We start from the raw sequence: 12,646 nt of genomic DNA, 5'->3' as shown, positions 1-12,646 counted from the left end.
TGAAAAGGTTGATTCCCCTCATGAGCCAAGCACCCCTCGTCCTCGTGGACGGCTCGTCCTACCTGTATCGCGCTTTCCATGCCCTGCCGCCGCTGATGACCTCCACCGGCATGCCCACGGGAGCGGTGAAGGGCGTGCTGAACATGCTCAAGAGCTTGCGCAAGCAGTACCCGGACAGCCCCTTCGCGGTGGTCTTCGATGCCAAGGGCGGGACCTTCCGCGACGAGATGTTTGCCGAGTACAAGGCCAATCGCCCCTCGATGCCGGACGACCTGCGCGTGCAGGTGGAGCCGCTGCACGCCACCGTGCGCGCCCTCGGCCTGCCCCTGCTCTGCGTGGAAGGCGTGGAAGCGGACGATGTGATCGGCACCCTGGCCCGGCAGAGCGCGGCCGGTGGCCGGGCGGTGGTGATCTCCACCGGCGACAAGGACATGGCGCAGCTGGTCGACGGGCACATTACGCTGGTCAACACGATGACCGGTAGCGTGCTCGATGTGGATGGCGTTAAGGAGAAATTCGGTGTCGGTCCTGAGCTGATCATCGATTACCTGGCGCTGATGGGCGACAAGGTCGATAACATCCCCGGCGTGCCCGGTGTCGGCGAAAAGACCGCCCTCGGCCTGCTCACCGGCGTCGGTGGCGGCCTGGATGTGCTCTACGCCAGCCTGAACAAGGTGCCCGAACTGCCGATCCGCGGCGCCAAGGGCCTGCCGGCCAAGCTCGAAGAGCACAAGGACATGGCCTACCTGTCCTACCAGCTCGCCACCATCAAGTGCGATGTTGAACTGAACGTCGAGATCGAAGCCCTGCACCCCGGCGAACCGGACCGCGAAGCCCTGACCGAGCTGTATCGCACTCTGGAATTCAAGACCGGGCTGGACGATCTGCAACGCCAGGCGGCCAAGGCCGGTAGCCCGCAGCTGGCGCTGGAAGAGGCCCCGGCTGCCGCGGCCGAGAAGCTCTACGAGATCGTTCTGGAGCAACCCCAGTTCGACACCTGGCTGAAGAAGCTGGAAGCCTCCGAGCTGATCGCCTTCGACACTGAGACCACCAGCCTCGACCCGCAGCAGGCGCAGGTGGTGGGTGTGTCCTTCGCGGTGAAGGAAGGCGAAGCCGCCTACGTGCCGCTGGCCCACAGTTATATGGGCGTGCCGGCGCAGCTGGACCGCGACGCTGTGCTCAAGGCCCTCAAGCCGCTGCTGGAAGACCCGAAGAAGCGCAAGGTCGGCCAGCACGCCAAGTACGACATGAACGTCCTGGCCAACGCCTCGACGCCCATCGCCGTGCAGGGCATCGCCTACGACACCATGCTCGAATCCTACGTGCTGGACTCCACCGCGACCCGCCACGACATGGACAGCCTGGCGCTCAAGTACCTGGGCCACAGCACCATCCGCTTCGAGGACATCGCCGGCAAGGGCGCCAAGCAGCTGACCTTCGACCAGATCGCCCTGGAACAGGCCGGCCCCTATGCAGCCGAAGACGCCGACGTGACCCTGCGCCTGCACCAGACCCTGTGGCAGAAGCTGGAAGCCATCCCGTCCCTGGCCAAGGTCCTCACCGAAATCGAGATGCCGCTGGTGCCGGTACTGGCGCGCATCGAGCGCAACGGCGCGCTGGTCGACGCCAACCTGCTGGGCAAACAGAGCGTCGAGCTGGGCGAGAAGATGGTCGAGCTGCAGCGCCAGGCCTTTGAGCTGGCGGGCGAGGAGTTCAACCTCGGCTCGCCCAAGCAGCTGGGCGCCATCCTTTATGAAAAGCTCGGCCTGCCGGTGCTGTCCAAGACCGCCACCGGCCAGCCGTCCACCGCCGAGGCCGTCCTCGCCGAGCTGGCCGAGCAGGATTACGAGCTGCCCAAGGTGATCATGCAGTACCGCTCCCTGAGCAAGCTCAAGAGCACCTATACCGACAAGCTGCCGGAACAGATCAACCCGCGCACCGGGCGTATCCACACCAGCTACCACCAGGCGGTGGCGGCGACCGGCCGGCTTTCCTCCAGCGACCCGAACCTGCAGAACATCCCGATCCGCACCGCCGAAGGCCGGCGCATCCGCCAGGCCTTCGTCGCGCCCAAGGGCTACCAGCTGCTGGCGGCGGACTACTCGCAGATCGAACTGCGCATCATGGCGCACCTGGCCAAGGACGAAGGTCTGCTGGACGCCTTCCGTCATGATCGCGACGTACACCGCGCCACTGCCGCCGAAGTCTTCGGCGTGCCGCTGGACGACGTGACGTCCGACCAGCGCCGCAGCGCCAAGGCAATCAACTTCGGCCTGATCTACGGCATGAGCGCCTTCGGCCTGGCCAAGCAGATCGGCGTCGAGCGCAAGGAGGCCCAGGCCTACATTGATCGCTATTTCGCCCGCTACCCGGGCGTGCTGGCCTACATGGAGCGCACCCGCGCCCAGGCCGCCGAGCAGGGCTTCGTCGAAACCCTCTTCGGCCGTCGCCTGTACCTGCCGGAAATCGCCTCGAAGAACGGCGCCATGCGCAAGGCCGCCGAGCGTACCGCGATCAACGCACCGATGCAGGGCACTGCCGCGGACATCATGAAGCGCGCCATGGTGGCTGTGGATAACTGGCTGCAGGAGAGCGGCATCGATGCCCGCGTCATTCTCCAGGTACACGACGAACTGGTCCTGGAAGTGCGCGAGGACCTGGTGGATCAGGTCCGTGATGGCATTCGGCCGCTGATGAGCGGCGCGGCGGAACTGGATGTACCGCTGGTCGTCGAAGCGGGTGTCGGGGTGAACTGGGACGAGGCGCACTGACGACTGGACGAACGGTCGCAAGGCCCGCCAGTCGGGCCTTCTGGCACGATTGTTCAGGCCCTTTCGGGCTGGCCCGAAAAAATCTTTTGTGACCCGCTGAACTTTCCCGCGCGGAGCCGAGTCAGAACTCGTGAATGGCTGGTGAAGCCCTTCGATGCTCCTTTGCAGTGTTTAGTGTTGGCAGATTACTGGACCCCGCCCTAGCGGTCCGGACTTAAACCCCGAACTTCCCCCTCCCCATACGAAGCTCGGGGTTTTTTTTGCCTGCGATTTGGCCTCAGGCCTCCTCGCCGGCCTCCTCCTCTTCCTCGTCCAGCAGCCCCAGCCAACCGGCCAGGACCAGCTGCGCCTCTTCCACGCCCTGGCGCTTGGGCGCCGAGAACAGCTGCAGGGTGGCGACATCGCCCCAGCCGTCGAGGATTTCCTTGCGGGTCTTGAGCAGCGCGTTCTTCGCCGCGCCGTAGGCCAGCTTGTCGGCCTTGGTCAGCAGCACGTGGATCGGCAGCTGGCTGGCCTGCGCCCAGTCGAGCATCAGGCGGTCGAAATCGGTCAGCGGGTGGCGGATATCCATCATCAGCACCACGCCGGCTAGCGCATTGCGGCTGGAGAGATAAGCTTCCAGGTGCTGCTGCCAGTGCAGCTTCAGCGGGATCGGCACCTTGGCGTAGCCGTAGCCGGGCAGGTCGACCAGGCGGCGTTCGTCATCCAGGCGGAAGAAGTTCAGCAACTGGGTGCGGCCGGGGGTCTTGGAGGTCCGCGCCAGGTTCGCGTGGGTCAGCGCGTTCAGCGCGCTGGACTTGCCCGCGTTGGAGCGGCCGGCGAAGGCGACTTCCAGGCCGGAGTCTTCCGGGCACTGGTTCACCTTGGCGGCGGAAATGAGGAAAGTGGCCTGTTGGCAGAGGCCGAGAATCGGGTTTTTCGTAGCGTTATTCGAGGACATGGGTAACTTCGCGGCGGGTGCGACGCGGTGTCGCGGGGGGCGGTTTCGTTTCCGTTTGGGCATCTGAAGTATATAATGCCGCGGATTTTGTGTGCGCTTTATCCCCCAGGGTCGAGCCACACGGGAACGTTGGAGTCCGCGCAATCAAGAACGCGGATGTTCCCTGCGATGAGGATAATCATGAAGAAACTGCTGTTCGCAGCCATCGTTGCCGCGCTGGCATCCAGCGCCCTGGCGGCCCAGGATCCGGAAGCCGTTTTCAACAGAGCCTGTGGCGCCTGCCACAATGGTCAGTTGCCAATGGCGCCGAAAAAGGGCGACGCCGCCGCTTGGAAGCCACGCCTGGACAAGGGCATGGACACGCTGGTGCAACATGTGACCACCGGTTTCAACGCGATGCCGCCTCGCGGCCTGTGCACCGACTGCAGCGCCGAGGATTACCAGACAATTATCCAGTGGATGTCGAAGTAACTCCCAGGCCTTACTCTTTCACCCTTAGCCGTTATTGGATTAGCTGATGAACAAATTGATCGTGAGTCTGCTGTTGACCCTGGGTCTTGTCGGTGTGGCGAACGCCGCTGGCGATGCCAAGGCCGGTCAGGCGAAAGCTGCTGTCTGTGGTGCCTGCCACGGCGCCGATGGCAACAGCATGGCGCCCAACTTCCCGAAACTGGCCGGGCAGGGTGAGCGTTACCTGCTCAAGCAGATGCACGACATCAAGGACGGCAAGCGGACCGTCCTGGAAATGACCGGCCTGCTGACCAACCTCAGCGATGAGGACCTGGCAGACATCGCCGCCTACTTCTCCAGCCAGAACGGCAGCGTCGGCGCCGCCGATCCCAAGCTGGTCGCCCAGGGTGAAGCCCTGTTCCGTGGCGGCAAACTCGCTGAAGGCATGCCGGCCTGCACCGGTTGCCACAACCCGGCTGGCCAGGGCAACGCCGAAGCCGGCTTCCCGCACCTGGGTGGCCAGCACGCGGCCTACACCGCCAAGCAGCTGACCGCCTTCCGCGAAGGCGAGCGCACCAACGACGGCGACGCCATGATCATGCGCAGCATCGCCGCCAAGCTGTCCAACAAGGACATCGCCGCGATCTCCAGCTACATCGAAGGCCTGCACTAAGCAGCCCTTGTGGCGGAAACGCCAGATCGAAAAACTGCTTCGAAAAAAAGGGTGGCTCAGGCCGCCCTTTTTTGCGTCCGCCCCCACTACAATGCTGGAACCGTGTCTGGCCCCTCCGGTCAAACCGCTTCATCCCGCCGCGTGCAGCGTGGCGGTTCCGCTCAGCCAAGGAGTGAACCATGCGTAACCTGATTTTCACCGCCGCTCTTGCCTTCGCCGGCCTGTTCGCCGTCAACGCGAACGCCGCCGACTTCGAAGCAGGCAAGAACTACACCGAGCTGAACCAGGCCGTCCCGGTCTCCCAGCCCGGCAAGATCGAGGTGGTGGAGCTGTTCTGGTACGGCTGCCCGCACTGCTACGCGTTCGAACCGACCATCAACCCGTGGGTCGAGAAGCTGCCGGCCGACGTTCATTTCGTGCGCATTCCGGCCATGTTCGGCGGCCTGTGGAACATCCACGGCCAGCTGTTCCTGACCCTGGAGTCCATGGGCGTGGAGAAGAAGGTGCACCACTCGATCTTCGAGAAGCTGCACAACAACCCGAAAGCCCTGACCACCCCGGAAGAAATGGCTGACTTCGTCGCCGAACAGGGCGTGGACAAGGACAAGTTCCTGAGCACCTACAACTCCTTTGCCATCAAGGGCCAGATCGAGAAGGCCAAGAAACTGGCGATGGCCTACCAGATCAGCGGCGTGCCGACCCTGGTGGTCAATGGCAAGTACCGCTTCGACATCGGCTCGGCCGGTGGCCCGGACGAGGCGCTGCAGCTGGCTGACCAGCTGATCGCCAAGGAACGCGCCGACGCCAAGGCCGCTCAGTAAGGTCCGACGACGATGCTGCGCCGGCGGACTCGTGATCGTGTCGCGGGGGCCTGCGTCCCGCGGGTGAATGCCGCCCATGGGACACCCGCCGGCCTGCCCGACGACGGCCGGCTCCGCCTGCTCAGCTTCAACATCCAAGTGGGCATCAGTACCGAAAGGTACCGCCACTACCTGACCCGCGGCTGGCAGCACCTGCTGCCGGCCGCCGGGCGCGCCAGCAACCTGCAGCGCATCGGCGATCTGCTCCACGACTACGACGTGGTCGCCCTGCAGGAAGCCGACGGCGGCAGCATCCGCTCCGGCAACATCAACCAGGTCGAACACCTGGCCCAGCTCGGCGCCTTCCCCTACTGGTACCAGCAGCTCAACCGCAATCTCGGGCGTATCGCCCAGCACAGCAACGGCCTGCTCAGCCGCCTGCAGCCCACCGCCCTGGAAGACCACCCGCTGCCCGGCCCGCCCGGACGCGGCGCGATCCTCATGCGCTTCGGCGAAGGCCGTGACGCGCTGGCCGTGGTGATGATGCACCTGGCCCTCGGCGCGCGGACCCGCACCCGCCAGCTCGCCTACATCCGCGAGCTGCTGCAGGACTACCGCCACCACGTGCTGATGGGCGACATGAACACCCATGCCACCGACCTGCTGGAAAGCTCGCCGCTGCGCGATCTCCAGCTCATCGCCCCGCAGGTCGAGGCCACTTTCCCCAGCTGGCGCCCACAGCGCTGCCTGGACCACATCCTGCTCAGTTCCGAGCTGGCGCTGGAACGCGTCAGTGTCCTCCCGCACCCGATTTCCGACCACCTGCCCGTGGCCGTGGAAATCCGCCTGCCGGATGCCCTGCGTTCGTCCTCGTCGCTCGCCTTGCGCGGCGAGGCCCCTGAATGAGTCGCGACGACGACCAACGCTGGAAACAGAAATACCTGGACAACCTCGAGCAGCAGGAAAAGCTCGAGCGCCGCTGGGATGCCCGTCTCGACCTGCTGCGTCGCGGACTGGTGCGCAGCAGCCTCGCCGCCGAAGGCAGCGACAAGGCGGTAGACGCGTGCATGAAGGAGCTGCGTGAGGTATTGCGCCGCGACGAGATGGACGCCGGCCTGTCGCGCCTGATTCCGCAGCTCGAAAAAGCCGTGCTCGACTCCGAGCAGCGCCGCCAGCAGCGCGTCGAGCAGAACATCGCCGCACTGGGCCAGTTGTCGCAGCAATTGTTGTCCCTGGACATGCCGGGCGACCTGCGCAAGCCGCTCAAGCGCCTGGCCAAGGATATTCCCAGCCGTGGCAGCTCCTCCCGTGAACTGCCGGGCCTGCTGGCCGAACTGAGCCGCCTGCAACGCCAGGTGCTGGACCATTTCGGCAATGGCGGCGGCGAGCAGCGCCCCGGCTTCCTGCAGCGGCTGTTCGGCAGCCGGGACAACGACGAGACAGATTCGCCGGAATCGACGCCCACTGCGCTCACCGCAACGGCACAGGCAACGCCCATCGACGAAGCAGCGATAGATGAGCCGCTTCCCGCTGCAGCACAACCTGCTGCACCTGCACCTGCACCTGCACCTGCACCTGCACCCGCCGAGCCGGTGGTCGCTGAAGCGGTTGCCGAGTCCGTCATGAAGAGGGCCGACGCCGTTGCCCCGGCGCCAGAACCCGTCGCCGCACCGTCCCCGGCCGCGCTACCCGAGCCTGTCGCCGTGGCTGAAGTGCTGGTCCCTGCGGCCGTGTTGGAGCCTGTTGCCCACGACGATTCCAAACTGCTAGACAGCCTGCCGGTGCCGCCCGGCCTGTTCGGCACGCCGGAAGACGCACGTCAGGCCAGCGATCCCTACGCCCTGCCACCGCGCCCGGAGCCCGGTTACAGCGCTGTGGCACCACACATCGAGGCGAGCCTGCTGCGCCTGCTGGACGAGATGCACCTGCCGGCCGCCCAGCAGATCCAGGCCGAAGAACTGCGCTCGCGCATCCATGGCAGCCTCAACTGGTACGAACTGGTGCCGGTGCTGGACGACCTGGGCGTCCTGGTGCTGTCGCTCAACGACAGCGGCCAGCGCGAGTTCGAAGGCTACCTGCACCAGCTCAACGAACGCCTGGGCACCTTCCTCGACGGCCTGCAGGCGGTCCAGGAGAATCACAGCGGCTCCAGTTCCAGCGCCCGCGACCTGGACGACACCCTGCGTGAGCAGGTCAGCGGTCTGAAGGAAAGCGTGCTGGAGGCCACCGACCTCGAGGGCCTCAAGCGCAATGTCGAGTCGCGCCTGCAGGGCCTGGTGGGCACCATGGACCGCTTCCGCGAGGAGCGCGAAGTCCGTGAGCGCGAGGTGGGTGAGCGCATCCAGTCGCTGGTGACCCGCGTCACCAGCATGGAAGAGGAGGCCCGCACCTTCCAGGCGAACATCGAGGACCAGCGTCAGAAAGCCATGACCGACGCCCTGACCGGCCTGCCCAACCGCGCCGCGCTGAGCGAGCGGCTGGAGCTGGAGGTCTCGCGCTGGGAGCGCTACGGCGGCGACCTGCTGCTGGCGGTGCTCGATGTCGACCACTTCAAGCGCATCAACGACGACTTCGGCCACCTTGCCGGTGACAAGGTGCTGAAGATCATCGCCAACGAACTGGCCAAGCGCGTGCGCAAGACCGATTTCATCGCCCGCTACGGCGGCGAGGAGTTCGTCGTGCTGCTGCCCGCCACGCCGCTGGACGGCGGACAGCAACTGCTCGACGTGCTGCGCGGCGCCATCGAAGCCTGCCCCTTCCACTTCAAGGGCGAACGCCTGAGCATCACCTGCTCGGCGGGCCTGACGGCGTTCCGCGAGGGCGAGCGCGCCGAGGCCGTGTTCGAGCGCGCCGACCAGGCGCTGTACCGCGCCAAGCGCGGCGGGCGCAATCGCCTCGAAGTCGACTGACGACCGGTCCTGACTGTAGGAGCGAGCGGGGTTCGCTTCTACAGGAAAACATTTCATTTCTGCCGAAAATTCTTGACGAATGAAAGCTTATAGGTTTTGATTCGAACCATTATCTTTCGAATCGAAACTTAATAGTTCATGTCGAAACGCAACACACCTCAACGCCGCCACGACATCCTGGCGCTGCTCGCCGAACTGGGCGAGGTCAGCGTGGACGATCTCGCGCGCCGCTTCGCCACCTCCGAGGTGACCATCCGCAAGGACCTGGCGGCCCTGGAAGGCAACGGCCTGCTGCTGCGCCGCTACGGCGGCGCAGTGCCGATGCCCCATGAGCTGATCGCCGAGCCAAGCCAGCCGCTGTCGCGCTACAAGCAGGCCATCGGCCGCGCCGCGGCTGCCTGCATCCGTGAGCACGCGCGGATCATCATCGACAGCGGCAGCACCACCGCCGCGCTGATCCCGGAGCTGGGCCGCAAGCCCGGCCTGGTGGTGATGACCAATTCCCTGAGCGTGGCCAATGCCCTGCGCGAGCTGGAGCGCGAACCGGTGCTACTGATGACCGGCGGCACCTGGGACCCGCACTCGGAGTCGTTCCAAGGCCAGGTGGCCGAACAGGTGCTGCGCTCCTACGATTTCGATCAGCTGTTCATCGGCGCCACCGGGCTCGACCTGGAGCGGGGCACGACGACCTTCAACGAACTGCTGGGCCTGAGCCGGGTCATGGCCGAGGTCGCCCGCGAGGTGATCGTCATGGCCGAGGCCGACAAGCTGGGCCGGCGCATTCCCAACCTGGAGCTGCCGTGGAGCAGCGTCCAGACCCTGATTACCGACGAACGCCTGAGCGATGAAGCGTTCGAACTGATCCAGGCGCGCGGCGTGAAAGTGATCCGCGCGCGCTGCGAAGACTGACAGGAGAGCCAAGCCATGTGTGGAATCGTAGGCGCCATCGCCGAGCGCACTATCACCCCGATCCTCGTCGAAGGCCTCAAGCGCCTGGAATACCGTGGTTACGACAGCGCCGGTGTGGCGGTGATCGACAATAGCGGTGCGCTGGATCGCCGCCGCCGCGCCGGCAAGGTTTCCAGCCTCGAACAGGCCATTACCGAGCAGCCGCTGCTCGGTCGCCTGGGCATCGCCCACACCCGCTGGGCCACCCACGGCGCGCCCACCGAGGCCAACGCCCACCCGCACTTTTCCCATGGCGAAGTGGCGGTGGTACACAACGGCATCATCGAGAACTTCGAGCCCCTGCGTGAAATGCTCAAGGCGCGCGGCTACGAGTTCACCTCGCAGACCGATACCGAGGTCATCGCCCACCTGCTGCACCTGCGCCTGAGTGAGTTGGGTGACCTGACCGTCGCACTCAAGGCCGTGGTCAAGGAACTGCACGGCGCCTATGGCCTGGCGGTGATCAGCAGCAAGCAGCCCGACCGCATCCTTGCCGCCCGCAGCGGCAGCCCGCTGGTGGTGGGCCTGGGGCATGGCGAGAACTTCCTCGCCTCCGACCAGCTGGCGCTGCGCCAGGTCACCGACCGCTTCATCTACCTGGAAGAAGGCGACATTGCCGAAATCCGTCGTGACGGCCTGCAGCTGTGGGACGTGAAGGGCAACCCGGTGCAGCGCGAGGAAGTGCGCTACCACGAGGGAGCCGAGGCGGCCGACAAGGGCGGTTACCGCCACTTCATGCTCAAGGAGATTCACGAGCAGCCCGCCGTGGTGCAGCGCACCCTGGAAGGCCGCCTGGGCGCCCAGCAGGTGCTGGTGGACAACTTCGGCCCGCAGGCCCGTGAGCTGCTGGCCAAGGTACGCACCGTGCAGATCGTCGCCTGCGGCACCAGCTACCACGCCGGCATGGTCGCCCGTTACTGGCTGGAGAGCCTGACCGGCATTCCCTGCCAGGTCGAAGTTGCCAGCGAGTTCCGCTACCGCAAGGTCGCGGTACACCCGGACTCCCTGTTCGTCACCATCTCCCAGTCCGGCGAAACCGCCGACACCCTGGCCGCGCTGCGCTACGCCAAGGAGCTGGGCTTCCTGTCCAGCCTGGCGATCTGCAACGTCGCCACCAGTTCGCTGGTGCGCGAGTCGGACATGACCCTGCTGACCAACGCCGGCCCTGAAATCGGCGTGGCCTCCACCAAGGCCTTCACCACCCAGCTGGTCGCCCTGCTGCTGCTGACCCTGGGTATCGGCCAGGTGCAGAAGCGCCTGGGCGATGGCGTCGAGGCCGAGCTGGTGAACGAGCTGCGTCGCCTGCCGACCCACCTGGAAGAAGCCCTGTCCATGGACAAGGTGGTGGAGAAGATCAGCGAGCTGTTCGCCGAGAAGCACCACACCCTGTTCCTCGGCCGTGGCGCCCAGTACCCGGTGGCGATGGAAGGCGCGCTGAAGCTCAAGGAAATCTCCTATATCCACGCCGAGGCCTACCCGGCCGGCGAGCTCAAGCACGGCCCGCTGGCGCTGGTCGACGCCGACATGCCGGTGGTCACCGTGGCGCCGAACAACGAACTGCTGGAGAAGCTCAAGTCCAACCTGCAGGAAGTCCGCGCCCGCGGCGGCGAGCTGGTGGTGTTCGCCGAAGGCGGCAGCGGCATCAGCGATGGCGAAGGCACCCACGTGGTGGGCATGCCGGCAATCCACGATTGCCTGGCGCCGATCCTCTACACCGTGCCGCTGCAACTGCTGTCCTACTACGTCGCCGTGCTCAAGGGCACCGACGTCGACCAACCGCGCAACCTGGCCAAGTCGGTAACCGTCGAGTAAGTCGGTCTGCTCAGCTCCACCCCAGGGGGCCCGCGCATCGCGCCGGCCCCCTGTTCGTTTCTGCCCTTCGCCGCCCTCGCAACAAATCCGTCGCACGACTCCCGCCAAAGCTTCACGAAACCGTCCCCAGCCTGCCAACTCGGTACGCCACCCTCAGCGCTGCAACCTGAACGGGTGCGCGCGTGGCCGTAGCTGCCGCGCGCTCCCGAGTCCCGCGTCAGCGGGAACCGGCGTGGCGCCGGTCACTACAACAACGCAACGGGTGCTGGCGACTGATGACGATCGAAGGATTCGTACTGATTGGCCGCGTCTCGGGCCTCGCTCCGGAGCTTGCGCGGTGAAGCTGCTGGTCACCGGCGCCGCCGGGTTCATCGGCTTCCACACCGCTCAGCGCCTGTGCCGTGAAGGGCACGAGGTGGTCGGCATCGACAACCTTAACGACTACTACAGCGTCGAGCTCAAGCTGGCTCGCCTGGAGCTCCTGCGGGGGCAGCGACAATTCCGCTTCGAGCGCCTGGATATTGCCGACGCGCCGGCCCTGGCGGCACTGATGCGCCGCGAAGGTTTCGAGCGGGTGATCCACCTGGCCGCCCAGGCCGGCGTGCGCTATTCGCTGGAGAACCCGCAGGCCTACGCCGACGCCAACCTCAGCGGTTTCGTCAACCTGCTCGAAGGCTGCCGGCACACCGGCGTCGGCCATCTGGTGTACGCCTCCAGCAGCTCGGTCTACGGCATGAACAGTGCGATGCCCTTCAGCATCGACGCAGCGGTGGACCAACCAGTGTCGCTCTATGCCGCCACCAAGCGCGCCAACGAGCTGATGGCGCACACCTACGCGCATCTCTACCGCCTGCCGCTCACCGGACTGCGCTTCTTCACCGTGTATGGCCCCTGGGGCCGTCCGGACATGGCGCTGTTCAAGTTCACCCGCTCGATCCTCGAAGGGCAGCCCATCGACATCTACAACCACGGCGAGATGTCCCGCGACTTCACCTACATCGACGATGTGGTGGAAGGCCTGCTGCGCATCCAGGACTGCCCACCCGCCGCCGGCGAGCTCGGCGCGGCGCCGGCGGCGCTCTACAACATCGGCTGCGGCTCGCCGGTGCGCCTGCTCGACATGGTCGCCTGCGTCGAGCGCGCGCTGGGTCGCCGTGCTATCCGCAACTACCTGCCGCTGCAGCCGGGCGATGTGCTGCGCACCTGGGCCGATGTCGAGGCCCTGGCGCAACGCACCGGCTTCCGTCCGGGCACCTCGCTGCAGAGCGGCGTCGAACGATTCGTCCACTGGTACCGCGAGTTCTACGCGGTCGCACAGCCCTGCGCCCCGGCGGCGTGACGGG

General features: G+C 65.9%; 10 protein-coding genes. 9 read left to right on the top strand and 1 reads right to left on the bottom strand.

Going from position 1 to position 12,646, the window contains the following annotated elements; all coding sequences use genetic code 11:
- The first annotated feature begins 20 nt into the window (after positions 1 to 20).
- Complete coding sequence (gene polA / locus IB256_RS16380) at positions 21 to 2,771, top strand: DNA polymerase I (RefSeq protein ID WP_192403286.1); 2,751 nt, start codon at positions 21 to 23, stop codon at positions 2,769 to 2,771.
- Positions 2,772 to 3,048: 277 nt separating this feature from the next.
- On the opposite strand, the gene yihA is transcribed toward polA, so the two are convergent.
- A complete protein-coding gene (gene yihA / locus IB256_RS16375) occupies positions 3,049 to 3,711 on the bottom strand; it encodes a ribosome biogenesis GTP-binding protein YihA/YsxC (RefSeq protein WP_045213409.1) in 663 nt (220 codons plus the stop codon).
- Positions 3,712 to 3,891: 180 nt separating this feature from the next.
- Here yihA and IB256_RS16370 point away from each other — a divergent pair, with 180 nt between their 5' ends.
- The 8 genes from IB256_RS16370 (at position 3,892) to IB256_RS16335 (ending at position 12,642) form a co-directional block, all read left to right on the top strand.
- Positions 3,892 to 4,182: a c-type cytochrome gene (locus IB256_RS16370; protein ID WP_138213303.1), complete on the top strand. Its 291-nt coding sequence runs from the start codon at positions 3,892 to 3,894 to the stop codon at positions 4,180 to 4,182.
- 46 nt (positions 4,183 to 4,228) lie between these two features.
- Positions 4,229 to 4,834, top strand: a complete 606-nt coding sequence (locus tag IB256_RS16365; protein WP_151188949.1) for a c-type cytochrome — start codon at positions 4,229 to 4,231, stop codon at positions 4,832 to 4,834.
- A gap of 179 nt (positions 4,835 to 5,013) precedes the next feature.
- The gene (locus IB256_RS16360; protein WP_081518825.1) at positions 5,014 to 5,655 is read left to right on the top strand and encodes a thiol:disulfide interchange protein DsbA/DsbL; all 642 of its coding nucleotides are present in this window, start codon (positions 5,014 to 5,016) and stop codon (positions 5,653 to 5,655) included.
- A 12-nt stretch (positions 5,656 to 5,667) separates the two neighbouring features.
- Positions 5,668 to 6,540 carry an endonuclease/exonuclease/phosphatase family protein gene (locus IB256_RS16355; RefSeq protein WP_192403285.1) on the top strand — a complete coding sequence of 291 codons (873 nt, stop codon included), beginning with the start codon at positions 5,668 to 5,670 and terminating at the stop codon, positions 6,538 to 6,540.
- Entirely contained in the window at positions 6,537 to 8,543 is a 2,007-nt protein-coding gene (locus IB256_RS16350; protein WP_192403283.1) for a GGDEF domain-containing protein, read from the top strand. The genes IB256_RS16355 and IB256_RS16350 overlap by 4 nt, the downstream gene beginning before the upstream one ends.
- Positions 8,544 to 8,681: 138 nt before the next feature.
- Positions 8,682 to 9,452, top strand: a complete 771-nt coding sequence (locus IB256_RS16345; RefSeq protein ID WP_192294148.1) for a DeoR/GlpR family DNA-binding transcription regulator — start codon at positions 8,682 to 8,684, stop codon at positions 9,450 to 9,452.
- A 15-nt stretch (positions 9,453 to 9,467) separates the two neighbouring features.
- Entirely contained in the window at positions 9,468 to 11,303 is a 1,836-nt protein-coding gene (glmS, locus tag IB256_RS16340; protein WP_192294146.1) for a glutamine--fructose-6-phosphate transaminase (isomerizing), read from the top strand.
- Positions 11,304 to 11,640: 337 nt separating this feature from the next.
- Entirely contained in the window at positions 11,641 to 12,642 is a 1,002-nt protein-coding gene (locus IB256_RS16335) for an NAD-dependent epimerase (RefSeq protein WP_192294143.1), read from the top strand.
- The last annotated feature ends 4 nt before the right edge of the window (positions 12,643 to 12,646 follow it).

The organism is Pseudomonas sp. PDM17, assembly GCF_014851985.1.
GTDB lineage: Bacteria > Pseudomonadota > Gammaproteobacteria > Pseudomonadales > Pseudomonadaceae > Pseudomonas.
This window is presented reverse-complemented; position numbering and strand designations above follow the sequence as displayed.